Genomic DNA, 20,291 nt, shown 5'->3' on the forward strand with positions numbered 1-20,291 from the left:
CCAGTCAAGACGTCAATCATAACCAAGGCGCGCGCGGTGCGCCCGGGCGGCGCCATGCCGGGCCATACCAACGGCACCTTCCATTCGCAGGCGTATGCATTACCTTGAGCGGGCGCGGCGTTCGCGTTCGTGCCCTACCCTGATGCCATGACAAGCCGCAGCACGCGGCACAGGAACCTTCTCGATGCTGATCCTGCGTGACCTTTCCAAGACCTACGCCAATGGCGTCCGGGCGCTGCGCGGCGTATCGCTGGACATCCCGGCCGGCATGTTCGGCCTGCTCGGTCCCAACGGCGCGGGCAAGTCCTCGCTGATGCGCACCATCGCCACGCTGCAGGACCCGGACGAAGGCACCATCACGCTGGACGGCATGGACCTGCTCGCCGACAAGCAGGCCACCCGCCGCCTGCTCGGCTATCTGCCGCAGGAGTTCGGCGTGTATCCGAAAGTCTCGGCCGAGGCCATGCTGGAGCACTTCGCCGTGCTCAAGGGCGTCACCGTGAAGGGCGAGCGGCGCGAGCTGGTCGAGGCCCTGCTGCGCCAGGTCAACCTGTGGGACGTGCGCAAGCGCAAGCTCGGCACCTACTCCGGCGGCATGCGCCAGCGCTTCGGCATTGCCCAGGCGCTGATCGGCGAACCGCGCCTGATCATCGTCGACGAGCCCACCGCGGGCCTCGATCCGGAAGAACGCAACCGCTTCCTCAACCTGCTCGCCGAGCTGGGCGAGCGGATGGTGGTGATCCTGTCCACCCACATCGTGGAGGACGTCACCGACCTGTGTTCGCGCATGGCGATCATCGGCCAGGGCCAGGTGCTGCTGACCGGCGAACCGTACGAGGCGATCCGTGCGCTGGAGGGCAGGGTCTGGCGGCGCAGCATCGACAAGGCCGAGCTGGACGGCTACCGCGCGCGCATGAACATCCTCTCCACGCGCCTCGCCGCGGGGCGCACCCTGCTGCACGTGCTCGCCGACGAGCGGCCCGAAGCGGGCTTCGAACCGGTGGCGCCGGACCTGGAAGACGTCTACTTCGGCCGCCTGCGCGCGCAGGCCACCGCGCGCGCCGCCTGACGTCGCCCATCGGGAAGGAAGCCATGTTGCTCGAAATCCTCCGCTTCGAATGGCGCCAGCAGCTCAGGGCGCCGCTGTTCTGGGTCATCCTCGCCGCCGCCGTGGGCATCGCCTTCGCACTGGCCAGCACCGATGCCATCGTGGTGGCCGGCGCCACCGGCAACGTGACGCGCAACGCGCCACTGGTGATCGCGCGCCTGCTCGACGTGATGACGGTGTTCAGCATCCTGCTGGTGGTGGTGTTCATCGCCGCCGCCGCCACGCGCGATTTCGAGCAGAACACGGCGGAGCTGCTGTTCGCCACGCCGATGAGCCGCAAGGCCTTCCTCGGCGGGCGCTTCCTGGCCGGCTACCTGGTGCTGGTGGCGATCCTCGCCGCCTGCGCGCTGGCCATTGCGCTGGGCGGCGCGATGCCGTGGGTGGACGCCGCGCGCATGGGCGCGCCCGACTGGCGCGGCTACGCCTGGGGCTTCGGCGTGCTGGTGCTGCCCAATCTGCTGTTCATCGCCGCGTTGCTGTTCCTGCTGGCCACGGTCACGCGCTCGCTGCTGGCCAGCTACATCGGCGTGATCGCCTACTTCGTGCTGCAAGGCATCGTCGGCGCACTCAGCCGCGACCTCGACAACCGCTGGCTCGCGGCGATGCTCGATCCCTTCGGCGGGCGCACCGTTGGCCTGGTCACCCGCTACTGGACGGCCGAGCAGACCAACCACCTGCTGCCCGCGCTGGATGGCGTGCTGCTGTTCAACCGCCTGCTATGGCTGGCGGTGTCGGCGCTGCTGCTGGTGGCCGCGTTCGCGCTGTTCCGCACCGACCGCGAAGGCCTGAAGCTGCCGCGGCGCAAGAAACGCGCGGAGCCGCCGATGCTGCGCCCGCAGGCCGGCAGCAGCGCGCTCGCGTTGCCGAAAGTTTCCATCGGCAACGACCGTCGCGCACGACTGGCGCAGCTGCGTGCACAGTTCGTGTTCGACACGCTGGGCGTGCTGCGCGGCGCCGCGTTCCTGGTGTTGCTGCTGCTGGCGCTGGCGGTGATGTTCGTCTCGCTGTCGACGGCCGGCCTGGTCTACGGCACGCCGGTATGGCCGGTCACCCACCAGGTGCTCGCCACCATCAACGGCAGTTTCAGCCTGTCGCTGATGATCGTGGTGATCTTCTACGCCGGCGAACTGGTGTGGCGCGAACGCACGCACGGCATGGCCGGAGTGAGCGACGCCTTCCCCGCGCCCGACTGGGTGGCGATGCTGGCGAAGCTCGGCGCGCTGCTCGCGGTGATCGTCTTGATGCTTCTTGCCGGCGCCTTGGTCGGCATGGGCTGGCAACTCGCCCACGGCTACACGCATATCGAACCGTGGCTGTATCTGCGCATGCTGGGGTTGTACGCGATCCCGTTCGTGCTGGTGGCGGCGCTGGCGCTGTTCCTGCAGGTGGTCTGCAACCACAAGTTCGCCGCGTATCTGCTCAGCATCCTGTGGCTGGTCAGCTCACTGGCTTTCAGCCTGCTGCATTGGGAAGACAACCTCTACAACTACGGCAGCGCGCCCAGCGTGCCGTACTCGGACATGAACGGCTTCGGCCATTTCATCGTCGGCGCGCTGTGGTTCAACGCGTACTGGGGCTGCCTGGCGCTGGCGCTGCTGGTGCTCGCCGCGCTGCTGTGGGTACGCGGCACCGGTGCCGGCTGGCGCGGCCGCCTGCGCGAGGCGCGCGCGCGGGCGAACCCGGCGCTGGCCGCGGTGCTGACGTTGTCGCTGCTCGGCTTCGCCGGGCTGGGCGGCTTCATCTACTACAACACCCACGTGCTCAACACCTACACCAGCAGCACGGAGCAGAAACGCGAACAGGCCGACTACGAAAAGCGCTATGCGGAATACGCCACGATGCCGCAGCCGCGCATCACGGCAGTCAAGGCCGACGTGGACATCTACCCCTACCGGCGCAAGCTGCTCATCCGCGGGCACTACACCCTCACCAACAAGCTCGCGGTGCCGGTGACCGAGCTGTTCGTGAACCATGCCGACGGCTTCGCGCCCACGAGGCTGGACTTCGCGCCGCACGACACGGTGAAGCAGGACAAGCGCCTCAACGTGACCATCTACCGGCTCAGGACGCCGCTGGCGCCTGGCGCGTCGATGTCCTTCGACTTCACCCTCGACTACGCACCCAGGGGCTTCACCAACGACTCGGGCGAAACCTTCCTGGTGCACAACGGCACCTTCTTCAACAACCAGATGCTGCCCCAGTTCGGCTACCAGAGTCGGTTCCAGCTCACCGACCGCAATGACCGCAGGAAGTACGGCCTCAGGCTCGACGTGCCGCGCATGCCGCCGCTGGGCGACCAGGCCGCGCGCGCCAACACCTACATCAGCCACGACGCCGACTGGATCAGCTTCGACACCACGGTGTCGACGGCCGCCGACCAGATCGCGCTGGCGCCGGGCACGCTGCAGAAGGAGTGGGTGCAGGGCGATCGCCGCTACTTCCATTACGTGATGCAGCAGCCGATGCTGAACTTTTTCGCCTATCTTTCCGCGCGCTATGCCGTGAAGAGCGAAGAGGTCGGCGGGGTGAAGGTGTCGGTTTATCACGACCCCGCGCATGCCTTCAACGTGGACCGCATGCTGGAGAGCGCGCGCGATTCGCTTGCCTACTACGACAGCCACTACACGCCGTACCAGTTCAAGCAGCTGCGCATCCTGGAGTTCCCGGGCTACATGGCGTTCGCGCAGAGTTTCGCCAACACCATTCCGTTCTCCGAATCCATCGGATTCATCGCCGACCTGCGCGACAAGAGCCGCATCGACTACGTCTATGACGTCACCGCGCACGAGATCGCGCACCAGTGGTGGGCGCACCGGGTGATCGGCGCCGACATGCAGGGCTCGACCATGCTCAGCGAATCGCTGTCGCAGTACAGCTCGCTGATGGTGCTCAAGCACAAGTACGGCGCCGACCACATGCGCAAGTTCCTCAAGTACGAGCTGGACATGTACCTCACCGGACGCGCCACGGAGAAGGTGGCCGAGGAGCCGCTGGCCAAGGTGGAGAACCAGCCCTACATCCACTACCGCAAGGGCTCGCTGATCTTCTACGCGCTGCAGGACTACGTGGGTGAGGACAGGCTCGACGCCTTCCTCAAGCAGTTCCTCGTCGACTACGGCTTCCAGCAGCCGCCCTACGTGACCTCGAAGATCTTCGTCGACGCGCTGGGCAAGTACCTCGGCCCGACGTGGCAGCCGATGCTGGACGACTTCTTCTGGAAGATCACCCTGTTCGACAACCGCATGACCGACGCCACCGCGAAGAAACTGCCCGACGGCAAGTACGAGGTGACCATGAAGCTGCACGCCGGCAAGATCCACGTCGACGGCAAGGGCAAGGAAACCCGCGGGAAGATCGACTTCCCGATCGAGGTCGGCGTGTTCGCCGCGCCCGCAGGCGCCGGCATCGAAGGCAAGCCGCTGTACCTGGAGAAACGGATGATCGGTGACGGCGACAGCACCGTCACCGTCACCGTCGACAGCAAGCCCGCGGTGGCCGGCATCGACCCGTACAACAAGCTGATCGACAAGGTCTCCAGTGACAACCGGCGTGCGGTGACGCTGCAGTAGCGTCCGCGCTCAGTCCCGCGCGGACGCCGCCGCATCGCCCATCAGCCGGACATCCAGCGGCGCGGTCGGGATGCTGATCTGGCCGGCGTCGATCTGCCGCTTGATCGCACGCAGCAGGTCGGTTTGCGTGTTCCAGCCGTCGGCGCTCGAGGTCCAGCCGCGCACCACCAGGTTCACCGTCTGGCCGGCCAGGCTGTCGATCCACACGCCCGGCGCGGGGTCCTTCAGGACGCGCGCGTCCGCTTCGAGCAGGCGCACGATCCCTGCCATCACCTGGTCCGTATCGTCGCGATGGCCGATGCCGAGCTTGAGTTCGAAACGCCGCGTGCCGCGCCGGTTGAAATTGACGATGACGTCGCTGCCGATCTTCGCGTTCGGCAAGGTGGCCTCGCGGTTGTCCGGCAACAGAACAAGGGTATGCATCAGGTTGATGCTCTGCACCGTGCCTTCGGTGCCACCGGCACTGACGTAGTCACCGACGCGGAACGGCCGGAACACCACCAGCAGCACGCCCCACGCGAGGTTGCTCAGCGAGCCCTGCAGGGCCAGGCCGATCGCCAGCCCGCCGGCGCCGAGCGCCGCCACCAGCGGTGCCGAGGGCACGCCGGCCTTGGTCAGCGCCATCACGATCAGCACCGCCACCAGCACGCCGTAGATCAGGTTGCGCAGGAAACCGGCCAGCGTGACGTCGACCGCGGCGCGCTGCAGCGCGCGCTGGCTGAAATTGGCCAGCCGCGCCGCCAGCCAGATCCCGACCAGCAGGATCACCAGTGCCACCAGCAGGTTCAGCCCGGCCTGAATGACGCCCTCGGAAAGCGTGCTGCCCAGCAGTTGCTCCAGAAAATCGTGCATGACATCGACTCGTTGCGACAAGGCCGCGACAGCCTAGCAAATCGGCCATCAGGGAAACGCTTGCGACTCGTCGCGTCAGAGTTTGCGGTCGTCGATGTCGACCACGCGGCCATCCACGATCGTGACCACGGTGATGTGACCCTCGCGCCGATAGCGCCAGCGCTCGCCGCCGTCGGTGCGCTCCAGCACTTGCACGCGCCGGCGCGAGTGTCGCGCGCGATGCGGATGCACTTTCGAGGAGGGCTTGCCCAGCAGCTCGACCACCCGCTCCTGGCTGTCGCCAGCCACCAGCACCTGGCTGCCGACGCGCAAGGTGCTGGACGCCTGCGCGGCCGTGCCGAGGGCGAACCCGAGGACAACGATGAGAATCTTGCGCATGACCTGCTCCCTGGTCGGTGATGGGGGGTGTGCTCGCGCAGATCGGTCAGAAGCCTGCGCCCGGTTGCGCCAGATACTCCCGTTCCGCGGCCGTGCTGTCGCGGCCCAGCACGGCATTGCGATGCGGAAAGCGGCCGAAGCGCGCGATCACCTCGCGATGGCGCCGAGCATAGTCCAGGAATTCGGCAAAGCGGGCACGCCCCGCAACGGGCGCCTGCGCGTGCAGCGCCTCGAACAAGGTCACCGCGCGCTGCTGCAAGCCCATGTCCTCGGCGTGCTCCAGCGGCAGGTAGGCGAACACCCGCTGCAGCGGCGGCAGTGCCTGATCGAAACCGCCGGCCAGACCCGACAAGGCAATGCGCTGCGCCTTGACGTCGGCCGCCCAGGCCTGCGCATCGCCGCGATGGAGATTGCGCGGAAGCTGGTCGAGCAGGATCAGCAGCGCCAGCCAGTCAGCGGGGTTGCTGGCCCACGCATCGAGGCGCCCCTGCGCGGCGTCGTCGGCCGCTACGGCAAAGCGTCGACGGATCTGCTCGTCGAACGCGGCATCCTTCGCAAACCAGTGCGCGGCATGCGCCGGGTCGAACCAGAAATCAAGAACGTCCCGCGGTTGCACGGCCATGCGCACCTCGCCCGAAGCCTGCGATGAAGGGCGTCCATCTTCACGTGGCGACACGCGACGGGCAAGCCGGCGCGGCGATTCAATCCGCCGGCGCCGCCGCCGATGCGCCGGAGGTCGCGTCCACATGCAGCAGGTTCAACGGTTGGCCGTGCGCGTCTTGCAAGCCTTGCTGCAACCGCGCCAGGCGCTGGATCGACGGACACAGCGCCTCGATCTGCGGACGCAGCGCCTGCATGCGTTGCTGCAGGCGCGGCTGCAAGGTGGTGACCAATGAACCGGCGCGATCGCGCAGGTCTGCCGCGCTCTGCAGGTCGCCGGCCAGCGCCGCGTCGATCGCCTGCTGGCCGAGATCGCCGGCGACCAGCGGCATCAGGTCGGCGCTGACCTGATTGGCATACTGCTGAATCAGGTCGCCTTGCCAGTCGTGCGTGCTCTGGCTGCGCGCGATGCGCTGCTTCAGTTCGCTCGCGTGCGCGGCCAGCCGGCGGTCGAACTCGACCCGGGTCGCCGCCGCCAAGCCCAGCCCGGCCACTTCCTCGCGCAACGCCTGCGCCGCCATGTCCACGCCGTTCTGCGCCACCTGGCGGACCCGCGGCGCCAGCGCCTGCAGGTCGCGCTGGAACACGCTGAGCCGATCCTGCTGCGGCGGCGTCAACACCACCGCCACGCCATCCGTGCGCAGGCTGCCGTCGTGCAGCTCCACCCGCGTCGGCGCCGGCGTGGAGCGGTCGAACAGCACGCCTTGCGGCTGCAGGGTCACGTCATAGCTGCTGCTGGCGTGGCAGGTCGCCGCCAGGTCCTGCGCCTGCACGGGCATCGCCGCCAGCACGGCGGCAGCGATCACTGCTGAAAACAGGACGCGCATCGGCAATCTTCCTTAAACGACAACCTGCATGGATACCGAGCTACCCGCCAACCCGTGCTGAACGGAATACCGCGCCGCTCAGGCGCCTTCGCCAGCACGCCTCGCACGCCGCGGAACGGGTCAGCTGCCACCGAGCGGTGCAAGCAGGTGCAATGACATGTCGGCGAGCAGCGACCCATCCTCGGGCGTGGCATCCGGGCTCCCCGCGAGACGGCGCTTGTCGGCCCAGTCCGGCTCCTGCAGCGGGCCCGGGACGTAGGGCTGCCATTGGCCGTAATCCGCTTTCCGCGCAACTTTCGGCGCATGGAATCCATGGAGGGCGAAATCCACGGGGACGCGGGCCAGCCAATAAGGTTCGGCGGCATCCGGGCCCGTCGTGGGGACATGGAATGTGTAGCGTCGCAGGGCACGCAAGGCAGCATCCGCCAGCTTTTTCCGCCATGTCGCCATGTCCCTCTCGCTGGCACGAATGCGGAGATTCACCTGCTCCGCCGCCGCGTCGATGACCTTGCCGTCGCGGCCCACTTTCAGCAGCGCATACACCGTGCCGGATACGCCGGCGCTCGCCGCATCGGAAGGGTACGCGACCGACAACCGATGCTTGTACGTGAAGTCGTCCGCCGCGGCCTCGTGCCTGCCTTCGTCGTTCAAATGCCCGAACCAGCTGCTGGCCACGGCAAGGGCGTAGCCGCCATGACCCACCGGCTTCGCCACGACGCGCAGCCCCATCGGCGCCTTGGCTCCGACCGCCTTGCCGTCACGCGTCACCGGTTCGAACCTCCACGCCGGGACGGCCCTGGCAAGCAAGTCCTTCACCACCGGTGGCAGCTTGTCCGGGTGATCGACCGTGTATGTCACGACACTGCCGTCCGGCGCGACTTCGATCGTGCCGGTGACCAGCATGCTCGCCTGAACGCGGTCGCGCAGGTCGTCGCGCCCGTTCGCAATGGCCACGCCAGCCAACATCATGCAGCACAAGACAAGCATGCAGCGCTTCATTGTTTCTCCCCCTGGCTGTCGGGCAGCCTGTTCCGCCCGAAGATGCTTCCGTGGCTTTTGCGCAGCCGGACTTCTCAGCGCCGCGCGTGAAACTGCATGCGCACCGCCGGCGTGCCTAGCCGCCAGCTCAGCCACAGCAGCACCGGCACGGCGAGGCCTTTCAGCACCAGCGCCAGCAGGTAGCTGCGGCGCGCGTGCAGCACGGCTTGTTGCAGGGCGGCCTGGTCGTGCAGTTGGCCCAGGGCGTCGCGGCTGGCCTGCAGCAGCTGCGGCCATTGCGCCAGCATGGCGCCGCCGCTGGCCAGCATCCACAGCGCCAGCACCGCGGCGGCCACGCGCATCGCCGGGCGCGCCCAGGCCTGGCGCAGGATGCAGCCGGCGCACAGCACGATAAGCGTGAAAGCGGCCAGCAGGTAGGCGATATCCCAGGCCAGCAGCCGGTGCAGCGTGCGCAGGGCGGCGCTGTCGGCGGCGTAGGCGTGGCGCTGGCTCCACAGCAGTTGCGCGTGGCTGAGATACTGCACGCAACCGAACGCCGCCAGCAGCAGCAACAGCCACACCAGCACACGCCACAGCATGAACCGGCGACCGCGCGACAGCGGCTCCGCGCGCATCGCCACCGGCATCAGGAAGCCGCCTTCAGCGTGGCCAGATCGGCCAGCACCTGGGCGGAGTTCTTCTCCGGGTCGACGTCGGTGTAGACCTTGGCGATGTGGCCCTGCGGATCGATCAGGAAGGTGGTGCGCCTGGCGTAGTGCATGCCCATGCGCGAGGTAAGCACGCCATAGGCGGTGGCGACCGTGCGCTCGGCGTCGGACAGCAGCGGGAATGGCACGTGGTATTTCTCGGCGAACTCGGCGTGGGACTTGACGTCATCCAGGCTCACGCCGACCACGTCGGCACCGGCCTGGCGCAGCTTGGCGATGTCGTCGCGGAAAGTGCATACCTCGGTGGTGCAGCCGGGGGTGAAATCCTTGGGATAGAAGTACAGCACCAGCCAGTGGCCGTGGTAGTCGGCCGGGCTGCGCCAATGGCCGGCCTGGTCCTGCAGGCGAAACGCCGGGGCGGCCTGGCCGACCTGCGGGCCGGCGGCAAACACCGGAGCCGCGAATGCGCACAACAGCGACAGGATGACGAGGCGGGCGAGGCGGCGCATGGCGGTTTCTCCACGACGAAAAACGGGGCGACCTGCGCAGTGTAGCGCCGCTGAAAAGGCGAAGGCGCCCGACGGGCGCCCTCGCGGCTTTCCTGGCGGAAACGATCAGGGACGACTGATGGTGAACTTGCCCACCGAGACGCCCAGGTTGACGCCCTCGCCGGTACCGGCCAGCGCCAGCGAAACGGTGCCCTTGGTCAGCACCTGCGCCTGCGAGCTCTTCACCACGCCGGCCTCGGCGCCGGCCTGGGCGTAGTCGCCAAAGACATCGGCGATGCCGTGCACGTTGCTGATCTCGCCCTTGCCGTTGTTGATGCGGTACTTGCCCGCGGTGAGACCGCCGCCGACCACGGTGATCTTGACGTTGGCGTGCTGGCCGTTGTCACAGGTGACGCTGCCGGTGCCTTCGGCGTGCTTGTACAGCAACGACCAGCCGGACAGGTTGTAGACCATGTCGCATTTCACGCTGGCGTCGGCGGCATGGGCGTTGCCGGCCGGCAGCACGGTCATCGCGCCGGCGCAGGCCAGCACCAGGGCGGCCATTCCAAAGGTGGACTTGATCATGGACTTTGCTCCTTGTAATGCAGGGATGGAAGGCGGCACCGAACTCTGGCCACGGCGGCCGCCCGCTCGTTGCGCTGCGGCAACGACGTGCGAATCGTGTGCATCGCGGCGTGACAATCGCGTGCAGGGTCATGAACCACCGTTCATCTGCAGGCGCACTGCGGCGTGACGGTTGCCTCGCGGCGTGCGCTCGCCGTAGGGTGGGCCTCGCAGCGCAAGGAGATCGAGATGATCAAGTATTCCCTGGTGGGTTACGACGGCTCGGATGCGTCGCAACGGGCATTCCGGTTCGCGGTCGAGCTGGCCCGCTGCACCGGCGGCCGCGTGCGCGTGGTGTGGGTGCTGCAGGTCAGCGAAGGCGGCGCCGACGCCTGCGCGCTGATGATGGCCGACTCCGGCACCCAGCGTGCGCAGGAACTGCTGGCCGAACTGGCCACGATCGTGCCGGACTCGGCCCAGCTGGTGGACATCGAGCTGACCCACGGCAGCCCCGGCGACGTGCTGCTCAGCCAGGTCGACGAGCACGGCGTGGATCACATCGTGATCGGCCACACCGAACGCGGTGCACTGGCGCGCTGGCTGCTGGGCTCGGTTTCGGGCAACGTGCTGGCGCGCGCGCACGTGCCGGTGACGATCGTGCGCTGACGGCAGCGGTTTTCTCAGTGGTCGGCCGCCGGCGTCTCGCGCGGTTTGGCGTCGATCTGGCGCTGCGCCTCCTGCGCGATGTGCAGTTGCCTGACGTCGATCGGCCGGATCTGCGAGATCACGCAGGGCGCGTACGGCCCGCCGGTCAGCACCTTGTCGAAGCGGCTGAACACGGTGCCGGAACTGGAGGTAAGGCCGATCGCCTGCGTGAACGGCAGGTTCTGGCAGGGGCCGTCGAGGTCGAGCAGCCAGGCCTGACTCGGCCGGGTGTAGACCACCACCTGGTGGTCGCCGAGCGGCTCCCACGACCACAGGGTGAAGAAATGGAAACTGCGCACCGGCGCACCGGCCGCGCTGGCGTATGCCGCCTCGCGCTGCCGTTCGCGCTGCGCCAGGGGCACGCTGGAGCAGGCGGCCAGCACGGCAACCAGCGCGAAAACGAGGCAGGAACGAACAGTGGACATGGCGAATCCTCCACGGAAAGACATCACGGACAACGCGCCAACCCGCGGTGACGTGTACCGCGCGACGCTCAGCGCTTGCCCGCCTTGCGCACCGGCTGCCACCTGGCAGGGTCGAAACCGCCGACTTCGTAGACCAGGTGACGATCCCTGGTGCCCTCCACCTGGGTGACGTCCAGCTGCAGCTTGCGGGTCTTCTCCAGCAGCGCGATGAAGGCCTTGTCGTCGCGGATCATCAGCGCCGGTTCGCCGCCGTCGGGGGCGAATGCCTTGATCCGCACCGGCTTGCCGTCGGCCTGGCCGGTGATGGTGCAGTTGCCGCGGCACACGAAGCCGGGCTTGCTGCCATAGAGGAAGGCACTCTGGCCCCAGCTGGTATGCCGGCGCAGCACCAGCCGCACCGGCTCGCCGTCGTCGCCCTGGCTGTAGATGCTGGCGGTCGATTGCGTGCCGCCGGCCATCGGCGCGACCTGGTAGGTCCACAGCGCGGCCAGCCGGTTCTTTTCGCTGTTTTCCTTGTAGCGCTTCTCGATCGCGGGCAACGTCTGCATCACTTCCTTCGCCGCATCGCTGTGCGGGAAGCGTTGCACGATGTCCTTGCCCATCGTCACCACCATCTCGTCGTTGTGCAGTTTCAGCAATTGGCGATAGGTGTCGAGGTTGCGCGCCGCGGTGGCGGCGTCGGCTGCGGCTTTCTGCTGCTGCGCGGTGAGCTCGGGCGTGCCCGGGCCTTGCGAACAGCCGGCGAGCAGCACGGCGCAGAAAGCCAGCGGGGCACAACGGAGCAGGACGCGATTCATCGACGGCATACCAGGCGAAGGGCAGCGGCTAGCTTGGAACGATCCGCGGTCGCGGTGCAACCGCGCGGGATGCTTTCAGCTCTCGCTGGCCATGATCGAATCGACGTGCTCCACCCGCCTGATCCGATCCAGCCATACCCGCTGGTGCCACGTCGGAACATCCGGGCGCTCCAGCTGCACCTCGGCGTTGATGCCTTCGCGGCCCTGCGGGTCGCGAAACACCTGCACGCTGGGCCGCATGCTGACCACGCCGTCGCAACTGCTGCCATCGCTCAGCAACAGCACCACGTGGCCATTGGCAGGCAGCTGGTGCACCAGTGCCTCCAGTCGATCGATGTCGTCCTCGCGGACGAGGACGCTGGGTGCGTTTTGGCCCATGCGACAGCCCTCACTGACCAGTGGAAGCCCGACCCTATCCGCGTCCGCGGCAAGGGCGCGTCAACGAAGCGCGCCCGGGGACGGGAACGGATATGCTGCCAGCCCGCGAGAACCCATGGAGCCGTCCCGTTGATCACCACGTCGCCCAGCGAATTCCTGCACGCCTTCGCCACACTCGCGCCACGGGACGGCGCCGCCGCCACGGCGCGCGCCGCCTATCTGGTGGCCCCGGCAGAGTTCGCCCTGGCGGCGGAATCGGCACGCGACAACCGCTACATGGACATGAACCTGGCGGTCGACCCGCTCAAGGCGCTGGCCCAGCACGGAGCGCTGGCGCAGGCACTGCGCGCGGATCTGCCGGTGATCACCTTCCCCGGCGATCCGGCAACCCCTGACGCGGTGTTCCCCAACAATGTGTTCGCCACCGCGCCGGGGCGGCTGATCGTCGGCCGCATGCGCCATCCGGTGCGCCAGCGCGAGGCCGAACGCCACGACATCCGCGCCTTCTTCGGCGAGGTGCTGGGCTATGACGAGATCGACCTGTCCGGCTGCGAGGGCCTGGTCGCCGAACTGACCGGCTCGCTGGTCATCGACCGCGCCCGCGGCGTCGGCTACTGCGGCCTCAGCGAACGCTGCGACATGGCTGGCGCGCAAGCCATGCACAAGGCTTTCGACTTGCGCCTGACCTACTGTTTCGAGCTGGCCGACGCCGAATACCACACCAACGTGTTGCTGACTCTGCTCGCCAGCCGCGCGGCGATCATCGCGGCCGATGGCTTCCGCGATCCGGCCGCGGCACAGGCGATCGCCACGGCGTATGGCGATCGCGCGATCTGGCTGACGCCGGCACAGAAGCAGGCGTTCGCCGGCAACGCCATCACGCTCTCCGACGAGCGCGTGTGGATGAGCGCCCGCGCCGCCGCCTCGCTCACCGGCGCACAGCGCGCGGCGCTGGCCGGTTACGGCTTCACCATCGGCGCAGTGGAACTGGGCGAGATCGAGAAGGCCGGCGGCAGCCTGCGCTGCTGCGTGGGCGAGATCTACTGATCGCGAGCCGGGAGATCTCCGCGGATCGCCAGCACCAGACGAATCAGCGCTTCGCGGGCCCGCCGACGCGGCTGGAATTGCACGCACTGAACAAGGGCGCGACGTACGTGGTGACGGTGGAGGCATCCGACGAACGCGGGGGGTCGGGGCTGTCGCGGATCGCGGTGCCGGAACCCCGAGCTTGCAGCTGGCGGTGCGGTACGTTCTGATGCACGGGTGATCACCGTCCATCATCTCGACAACTCGCGCTCGCAGCGCATCCTGTGGCTGCTGGAAGAGCTCGGCCTGCCATACGAGATCAAGCGTTACCTGCGCGATCCCGGGACCATGCTGGCCCCGGCGGAGCTGCGCGCGGTGCACCCGCTGGGCAAGTCGCCCGTCATCACGGACGGCGAACTCACGCTGGCCGAATCCGGCGCGATCGTCGAGTACCTGGCCGATCGCCACGGCGCCGGCACGCTGATTCCCGCGCACGGCACGCCCGAACGGCTGCGCTGCAACTACTGGCTGCATTACGCCGAAGGGTCGGCGATGCCGCCGCTGCTGCTCAAGCTGGTGTTCCGGCGCGTCGAGGCGGCGCCGATGCCGTTCTACGCCAGGCCGGTGGCGAAGCGCATCGCGCGTACGGCGCAGCGCGGTTTCGTCGATCCGCAACTGAAACTCCATCTCGACTACATGGAAGGCGAGCTGGGCCAGCGCGACTGGTTCGTCGGCGACCGCTTCAGCGTGGCGGACATCCAGCTGAGTTTTCCGCTGGAAGCCTTCGCTGCGCGCGGCGGACTGGATGCACGTCATCCGCGGCTGTCCGCCTTCCTGCAGCGCATCCATGCGCGGCCCGCCTACCAGCGCGCGCTGCAGCGCGGCGGCGAGTATCGGCTCGGCGGCTGAACGGCGCGATGGTCACGGCGACCTGGTTTTACGCGGTGGTCACGGCGCCACAGGCAGATTGGCGTTCCCGCTGTACCTGAAGGAGACCGCCATGCATCACCGGGAAATCGAGCAGCATCTTCGCGATGCCGCGGAGGTCGCCGCCGAGCGTGCCGGCGACCGTGCGCACGAATACGCCGACGGCGCTGGCAGCGCGATGCGTGGCCTGTTCCGGCACGGCCAGCGCATCCGCGACCGCTTCTCCGACCGCGGCAGCGACTACCGGCGGCAATTGACGCGCGTCGCCGGCGATCTCGCCGACGAGGCGAACTACCGCTATCGCCGCGCACGCCGCCAGGTGCAGCGGCATCCGGTGGCCACGGTCGCGATCATCGCCGGCACCATCGGCGCGTTCCTGCTGTTGCGTCGCGCATTCCGCAGCGACGACGAATGAACCACTGAACCACGCGCAAGCCGCCCCGGCACCGGTAATGGCCGGCGTCGTGGCGGCATGCCGCCGAGTCGCTGCTAAGCTGCGACTTGCCCTTCCGGCGGTCGTCGCATGGCTCGCACCGATCTCACTTTCCATCACCCGGTCGCATTCTGGCTTGGCTGTGCCGCGGTGATCGCCGGCGTGCTGGCGCATCTGCCGATGCTGGCGATGGCCGCGCCGATGCACTACCGGCTCGCCGGCATGCCGATGGACGGCCTGATGCTCGCCGGCATGGCGCTGGTGCCGCTGGGCGTGCTGCTGGCGGCCTACGGGCTGATGCCGCGGATGGAGCAGATGCGCCGCACCGCCCATCCGGATCGCGGCGCGGTGTCGTTCCACGTCGCCGACAACGTGCCGCTCAACCGCGAGCACTGGAAGCTGGTCGGCGTGCTCACCGTCGCGCTGGCGGTGGACGTGATGAAGCCGGCCACGATCGGCTTCGCGATGCCGGGCATGGCGGCCGAGTACGGCATCAGCGGTTCCACCGCGGGCTTCCTGGCCTTGTCGGCGCTGACCGGCACCGTGGTCGGCTCGGTGGTATGGGGCCGGCTGGGCGATCTGTTCGGCCGCCGCGCGGCGATCCTGCTGTCGGCGCTGATGTTCATGGGCACGGCCATCTGCGGCGCGATGCCGGCGTTCGGCGGCAACCTGGTGATGTGCTTCATGATGGGCGCCGCTGCCGGCGGCATGTTGCCGATCACCTTCACCCTGATGGCCGAGACCATCCCCACGCGGCACCGCGGTTGGCTGCTGGTGGCGCTGGGCGGCGTCGGCACTTCGGCCGGCTACCTGCTCGCCTCCGGCGCGGCGACCCTCTTCGAGCCGACCTACAGCTGGCGCTCGCTGTGGCTGCTGAACCTGCCCACCGGCGCGCTGATCGTGCTGCTCAACCGCTACATTCCGGAGTCGCCGCGCTTCCTCGCCCTGAGTGGCCTGGAGGAGCAGGCGCGCGCGGTGCTGCAGCGCTTCTCCGGGCAGGCGGCGCCGGTCCACCTCGATACCGGGGCGGTCATCGCGCCGGCCCATGCGGCGCGCCTCGGCATGCGCGCGCTGCTGCGCGGCCGCCACGCCGCGATCACCTGGGGGCTGCTGACCTGCGCGGTGGCCTGGGGTCTGGCCAACTTCGGTTTCCTGCTGTGGCTGCCGGCGAACCTGGTCACGCTGGGCGTCGATGCGCAGGCCAGCGCGGCGTTGCTGGCGCGCTCGGCGCTGCTCGCCTTGCCCGGCATCGCCCTGGTGGTGTGGGGCTATCAGCGCTGGAGCAGCATCCGCACGCTGGTGCTGTTCATCGCCCTGACCGCCGCCGCACTGTTGCTGTTCTGCGCGATCGGCGCCATGCAGCTGCGCTCGCCGGCGCTGACCACCACCGCCACGGTGCTGCTGTTGCTGAGCATCAGCGGGGTGATCGCCACGCTGATCCCGTACGCGGCGGAGATCTACCCGGTGCACCTGCGCAGCACCGGCGCCGGACTGATCGCCGGCGGCTCGAAGTTCGGCGGCATCTTGGGCGCGCTGCTGGGCGTGTCCGGCCTGTTCGGGCACTTCGTGCTGTCGGCGCTGCTGATCGCCCTGCCGATGGGGCTGGCGGCATGGATGCTCGCCCGCCGCGGCATCGAGACCCGCGGGCATGGACTGGAAGCGATCCAGCAGGCTCTGTCGGCGGAGTGACAGGCAGCGAAAAGCCGCCCCGGAGGGCGGCTTTTCCGATCGCGGCGACCCGGCTCAGACGGTCAGCGGGTTGGGCTTGTCCGGGTCGAGCTTGTACTCCTTGATCGCGCGGCTGACGTCCTTGGCGTTGACCTTGCCTTCCTTCGCCAGCGCGGCCAGCGCGGCGTGGGCGATCCAGTAGCGGCTGATCTCGAAGAACTCGCGCAGGTGCTCGCGGGTGTCGGAGCGGCCGTAACCGTCGGCGCCCAGCGCGGTGAACGAGCGACCCTCGGGCATGAAGGCGCGCACCTGGTCGACCATGCCGCGCACGTATTCGCTGGCGGCGATCACCGGGCCGTCGCGCCCGGCCAGGTTGGCGGTGACGTGCGGCACGCGCTGCTTCGCTTCCGGATGCAGGCGGTTCCAGCGCTCGCAGTCGAAGCCGTCGCGCGATAGTTCGCTGAAGCTGGGGCAGGACCAGATGTCGGCCTTCACGCCGAAGTCGGCATCCAGCAGCTCGGCCGCCGCAATCGCCTCGATCAGCGAACCGCCCGCCGCCATCAGCTGCACGCACGGCGCGCCGGTCTTGCCCTTGCTCTTGCCCTTGCCTGAATCCCGATTCCCCAATCCCGAGTCCCGGAACAGATACATGCCCTTGACGATGCCGTCGTAGCAGCCCTCGGGCATGTCCGGGTGGACATAGTTCTCGTTGGTGGTGGTGATGTAATAGAAGACGTCCTGCTGCTCTTCGTACATCTCCTTGACGCCGTGGTGCAGCAACACCGCCACCTCGTACGACCAGGTCGGGTCGTAGGCGCGGCAGTTGGGGAAGGTGCCTGCCATCAGGTGCGAGGCACAGTCCGAATGCTGCAGGCCTTCGCCGGGGAAACTGGCGCCGGCGGTGGCGCCGACCAGGAAGCCGCGCGCGCGCTGGTCGCCAGCGGCCCAGATCAGGTCGCCGATGCGCCGGAAGCCGAAGAACGAGTAGTAGATGAAGAACGGCAGCATCGGCTGGTTGGACAGCGAATAGCTGGTGCCCGCCGCGATCCACGCCGACACGCCGCCAGCCTCGGAGATGCCTTCCTGCAGCACCTGGCCGTCCTGCGCCTCGCGGTAGTACAGCAGCTGGTCGGCATCCTGCGGACGATACTTCTGGCCGAACGGCGCGTAGATGCCGATCTGCCGGAACATGCCCTCCATGCCGAAGGTGCGCGCCTCGTCGGCCACGATCGGCACCACGCGCGGGCCGAGCTGCTTGTCGCGCAGCAACAGGTTCATGCCGCGCACCAGCGCCATGGTGTTGGAGATCTCGCGCTCGCCGCTGCCCTTGGTGATCTGCTCGAACGCGGACAACTCCGGCGCCTTGCACGGCACGTCGGTGCGGCGGCGGCGCTGCGGCAGGAAGCCGCCCAGCGCGCGACGGCGTTCCAGCATGTATTCCACCTCCGGCGAGTTCGGGCCGGGGTGGTAGTACGGCACGCTGTCCAGCTTGTCGTCGGGCACCGGAATCTGGAAACGATCGCGGAACGTGCGCACGGCATCGCCGGTCATCTTCTTCTGCTGATGGGTGGGGTTCTCCGCCTCGCCCGAGCCGATGCCCATGCCGTAACCCTTCACCGTCTTGGCCAGGATCACCGTGGGCATGCCCTTGGTGTTCACCGCCGCGTGGTAGGCGGCGTAGACCTTGTGCGGATCATGGCCGCCGCGATTCAGGCGCCAGACGTCGTCATCGCTGAAGTTGGCCACCATCTCGCGGGTCTGCGGGTACTTGCCGAAGAAATGCTCGCGCGTGTAGGCGCCGCCGAAGGCCTTGCAGGCCTGGTATTCGCCGTCCACGGTTTCCATCATCAGCTTGCGCAGCGTGCCGTCCTTGTCGCGCGCCAGCAGCGCATCCCAGTAGCTGCCCCAGATCACCTTGATGGCGTTCCAGCCGGCGCCGCGGAACACGCCCTCCAGCTCCTGGATGATCTTGCCGTTGCCGCGCACCGGGCCGTCCAGCCGCTGCAGGTTGCAGTTGATCACGAAGATCAGGTTGTCCAGGCCTTCGCGGCCGGCCAGCGAGATCGCGCCCAGCGATTCCGGCTCGTCCACTTCGCCGTCGCCGAGGAAGCACCATATCTTGCGGTCGGTCTTGGGTATCAGGCCGCGGTTCTCCAGGTAGCGGAAGAACTGCGCCTGGTAGATCGCCTGGATCGGACCCAGCCCCATCGACACGGTGGGCACCTGCCAGTAGTCCGGCATCAGCCACGGGTGTGGATAGGAGGTGAGCGACTGCTCGCCGCCGACCACGTCGGCGCGGAACAGGTCGAGCCGCTCCTCGCCGATGCGGCCTTCGAGGAAGGAGCGCGCATAGATGCCAGGGCTGATGTGGCCCTGGTAGCCGATCAAGTCGCCGGGGTGGTCGGCGCTGGGGGCACGCCAGAAATGGTTGAAGCCCACGTCGTACAGCGTGGCCGAGGAGGCGAAGCTGGCGATGTGGCCGCCCAGCGAACCGGGCCGGCGGTTGGCGCGCACCACCATCGCCATCGCGTTCCAGCGGATCAGGCAGCGGATGCGCCACTCCATCGCCGCATCGCCGGGGCTCTTGGCCTCCATCCCGGGCGGGATCGTGTTGACGTATTCGGTGGTCGGGTTGAACGGCAGGTAGCCACCCGAGCGACGGGTGGTGTCGACCATCTTCTCCAGCAGGTAATGCGCGCGCTCGGTACCGTCGTGCTGGATCACCGCATCGAGCGAATCGATCCACTCGCGGGTTTCGGTGGGGTCAAGATCCTGGTCCAGGATTTCGTCGAGCTGGTCCATCGGGGTTCTCCACGGCACCGTGGGGTGTGCCTGCAAAAGGTTCGCGCCGCCGGGGCCGCGGCGCGACAACACATGAGTTTAGTTGTTTGCCCGGATACCTGCCAATGGCGCCGGCACCGACGAAGACGGTTTCCGGCGGGAGAGGGACGGCTATCCGGCTTGCACGAGCTGCGGCACGGGCTTGCGCAGCACGACGATGTCCTGGTTGCCGTTCAGGCCGCCTTCGATGTGCTCGACCACGGCGAGATGGCGTGCCCAGTGCCGGCGTACATAGTCCACGGTGTGGAAGGTCGTCTGGTAGAAATCGGGCAGGCCGTCGACCTTGAAACGACCCTTGCGGTCGGTGCGATAGACAAACCCGTCAAGCGCCAGCGCGGCGAGTTCCTCCGCGGTGCAGCTGCCGGTGGCGGAACGGCCGTGGGTGGTGGCCAGCAGCAGGCCACCGGGCTTCAGCAGCCGCGCCATTTCGGCGAGCCACTCGTCCTGCGCCGGCGCATCGAGGTGGGTGAACAGCGACACGCTGTAGATGACGTCGAACATCCCGCCGGCATAAGCCGTCGGCGTGGCCGGGGTGTTGATCGCGAACCGGGCCACGGCGGAGAGGTTTTCCCGCGCCCAGTCGATGGCCTCCACGTCGATGTCCGAGCCGTGCATTTCGCAGGAGCTGGCGGCAGCCGCCAATTCGCCGATGACCCGGCCCGGCCCGCAGGCAAAGTCCAGCACGACCAGGTGCTCCGGCCGCACACCGTGCGCGGCCAGCGTGTCAAGCAGGCAGCGCGCGATGCGGCGGCCATTGGCCAGGTAGCTGGCCGAATCGAAAGCCCGATGCACCCGGTAGCGCAGCATGGGCGGCGGCAGGCCCAGCGCCGGCACGCCGGGGTCCACCCGGTTCGCCCGCGCCAACCGCAGGCGGAACTGCGCGTACCTCGCGGCACCGACGAGCCAGTACAACGGCGCGATGCGTTTCGCCATCTGGCGCAGTTGCCCCATCATGCCGTCCATCGAACTGCGTGCCATGCGCTGCGTCCCTGCCGGTGG

Annotated in this window: 20 protein-coding genes; 7 read left to right on the forward strand and 13 right to left on the reverse strand. The window is 68.2% G+C overall.

The features are described from left to right. Window positions 1-184: 184 nt before the first annotated feature. Together ACVCMC_RS12010 and ACVCMC_RS12015 are read left to right on the forward strand one after the other, a co-directional pair. Window positions 185-1,069 carry an ABC transporter ATP-binding protein gene (locus tag ACVCMC_RS12010; protein WP_395121118.1) on the forward strand — a complete coding sequence of 295 codons (885 nt, stop codon included), beginning with the start codon at window positions 185-187 and terminating at the stop codon, window positions 1,067-1,069. Between the two features lie 23 nt (window positions 1,070-1,092). After that, window positions 1,093-4,677 (forward strand): ABC transporter permease/M1 family aminopeptidase, encoded by a 3,585-nt coding sequence (locus tag ACVCMC_RS12015; RefSeq protein WP_447097443.1) that lies wholly within the window; start codon window positions 1,093-1,095, stop codon window positions 4,675-4,677. A gap of 9 nt (window positions 4,678-4,686) precedes the next feature. Here ACVCMC_RS12015 and ACVCMC_RS12020 read toward each other — a convergent pair whose 3' ends face one another. The 8 genes from ACVCMC_RS12020 to ACVCMC_RS12055 all read right to left on the reverse strand — a co-directional run bounded on the left by ACVCMC_RS12020 (window position 4,687) and on the right by ACVCMC_RS12055 (window position 10,113). Further along, entirely contained in the window at window positions 4,687-5,529 is an 843-nt protein-coding gene (locus tag ACVCMC_RS12020) for a mechanosensitive ion channel family protein (RefSeq protein ID WP_395121114.1), read from the reverse strand. 75 nt (window positions 5,530-5,604) lie between these two features. Further along, the gene (locus tag ACVCMC_RS12025; protein ID WP_395121112.1) at window positions 5,605-5,907 is read right to left on the reverse strand and encodes a hypothetical protein; all 303 of its coding nucleotides are present in this window, start codon (window positions 5,905-5,907) and stop codon (window positions 5,605-5,607) included. A gap of 46 nt (window positions 5,908-5,953) precedes the next feature. Continuing rightward, a complete protein-coding gene (locus ACVCMC_RS12030) occupies window positions 5,954-6,529 on the reverse strand; it encodes a DUF924 family protein (RefSeq protein ID WP_447097444.1) in 576 nt (191 codons plus the stop codon). 79 nt (window positions 6,530-6,608) lie between these two features. Next, window positions 6,609-7,394, reverse strand: a complete 786-nt coding sequence (locus tag ACVCMC_RS12035) for a DUF2884 family protein (RefSeq protein WP_447097445.1) — start codon at window positions 7,392-7,394, stop codon at window positions 6,609-6,611. Window positions 7,395-7,514: 120 nt separating this feature from the next. After that, window positions 7,515-8,393, reverse strand: coding sequence for an energy transducer TonB (locus tag ACVCMC_RS12040; protein WP_447097446.1), 879 nt, complete (start codon window positions 8,391-8,393; stop codon window positions 7,515-7,517). A 74-nt stretch (window positions 8,394-8,467) separates the two neighbouring features. Further along, on the reverse strand, window positions 8,468-9,019 hold the full coding sequence (locus tag ACVCMC_RS12045; protein ID WP_395121105.1) for a hypothetical protein: 552 nt from the start codon (window positions 9,017-9,019) through the stop codon (window positions 8,468-8,470). Beyond that, on the reverse strand, window positions 9,019-9,549 hold the full coding sequence (locus ACVCMC_RS12050) for a peroxiredoxin (RefSeq protein WP_395121104.1): 531 nt from the start codon (window positions 9,547-9,549) through the stop codon (window positions 9,019-9,021). The genes ACVCMC_RS12045 and ACVCMC_RS12050 overlap by 1 nt, the downstream gene beginning before the upstream one ends. A 105-nt stretch (window positions 9,550-9,654) precedes the next feature. Continuing rightward, entirely contained in the window at window positions 9,655-10,113 is a 459-nt protein-coding gene (locus ACVCMC_RS12055; RefSeq protein ID WP_395121102.1) for a hypothetical protein, read from the reverse strand. A gap of 228 nt (window positions 10,114-10,341) precedes the next feature. Between ACVCMC_RS12055 and ACVCMC_RS12060 the strand changes: the two genes are divergently transcribed. Next, complete coding sequence (locus ACVCMC_RS12060; RefSeq protein WP_395121100.1) at window positions 10,342-10,758, forward strand: universal stress protein; 417 nt, start codon at window positions 10,342-10,344, stop codon at window positions 10,756-10,758. A 14-nt stretch (window positions 10,759-10,772) separates the two neighbouring features. Here the strand turns inward: ACVCMC_RS12060 and ACVCMC_RS12065 are convergent, their stop codons facing one another. The 3 genes from ACVCMC_RS12065 to ACVCMC_RS12075 all read right to left on the reverse strand — a co-directional run bounded on the left by ACVCMC_RS12065 (window position 10,773) and on the right by ACVCMC_RS12075 (window position 12,397). After that, complete coding sequence (locus tag ACVCMC_RS12065; protein WP_447097447.1) at window positions 10,773-11,222, reverse strand: DUF6491 family protein; 450 nt, start codon at window positions 11,220-11,222, stop codon at window positions 10,773-10,775. Between the two features lie 68 nt (window positions 11,223-11,290). Further along, the gene (locus ACVCMC_RS12070; protein WP_447097448.1) at window positions 11,291-12,019 is read right to left on the reverse strand and encodes a hypothetical protein; all 729 of its coding nucleotides are present in this window, start codon (window positions 12,017-12,019) and stop codon (window positions 11,291-11,293) included. Window positions 12,020-12,094: 75 nt separating this feature from the next. Beyond that, window positions 12,095-12,397 carry a DUF3247 family protein gene (locus ACVCMC_RS12075; protein WP_395121096.1) on the reverse strand — a complete coding sequence of 101 codons (303 nt, stop codon included), beginning with the start codon at window positions 12,395-12,397 and terminating at the stop codon, window positions 12,095-12,097. Window positions 12,398-12,526: 129 nt separating this feature from the next. On the opposite strand from ACVCMC_RS12075, the gene ACVCMC_RS12080 reads away from it, so the two are divergent. The 4 genes from ACVCMC_RS12080 (at window position 12,527) to ACVCMC_RS12095 (ending at window position 16,472) form a co-directional block, all read left to right on the forward strand. Further along, window positions 12,527-13,444, forward strand: a complete 918-nt coding sequence (locus tag ACVCMC_RS12080) for an arginine deiminase-related protein (RefSeq protein ID WP_447097449.1) — start codon at window positions 12,527-12,529, stop codon at window positions 13,442-13,444. Window positions 13,445-13,660: 216 nt separating this feature from the next. Further along, the gene (locus tag ACVCMC_RS12085) at window positions 13,661-14,332 is read left to right on the forward strand and encodes a glutathione S-transferase family protein (protein WP_447097450.1); all 672 of its coding nucleotides are present in this window, start codon (window positions 13,661-13,663) and stop codon (window positions 14,330-14,332) included. 91 nt (window positions 14,333-14,423) lie between these two features. Beyond that, on the forward strand, window positions 14,424-14,765 hold the full coding sequence (locus tag ACVCMC_RS12090; protein WP_395121091.1) for a hypothetical protein: 342 nt from the start codon (window positions 14,424-14,426) through the stop codon (window positions 14,763-14,765). A 108-nt stretch (window positions 14,766-14,873) separates the two neighbouring features. Beyond that, a complete protein-coding gene (locus ACVCMC_RS12095; RefSeq protein WP_447097451.1) occupies window positions 14,874-16,472 on the forward strand; it encodes an MFS transporter in 1,599 nt (532 codons plus the stop codon). A 54-nt stretch (window positions 16,473-16,526) separates the two neighbouring features. On the opposite strand, the gene aceE is transcribed toward ACVCMC_RS12095, so the two are convergent. Together aceE and ACVCMC_RS12105 are read right to left on the reverse strand one after the other, a co-directional pair. Next, on the reverse strand, window positions 16,527-19,253 hold the full coding sequence (aceE, locus tag ACVCMC_RS12100) for a pyruvate dehydrogenase (acetyl-transferring), homodimeric type (protein WP_447097452.1): 2,727 nt from the start codon (window positions 19,251-19,253) through the stop codon (window positions 16,527-16,529). Window positions 19,254-19,403: 150 nt separating this feature from the next. Further along, window positions 19,404-20,270: a class I SAM-dependent methyltransferase gene (locus tag ACVCMC_RS12105; RefSeq protein ID WP_447097453.1), complete on the reverse strand. Its 867-nt coding sequence runs from the start codon at window positions 20,268-20,270 to the stop codon at window positions 19,404-19,406. Window positions 20,271-20,291: the final 21 nt, after the last annotated feature.

This window comes from Rhodanobacter sp. UC4452_H20, from assembly GCF_052978205.1.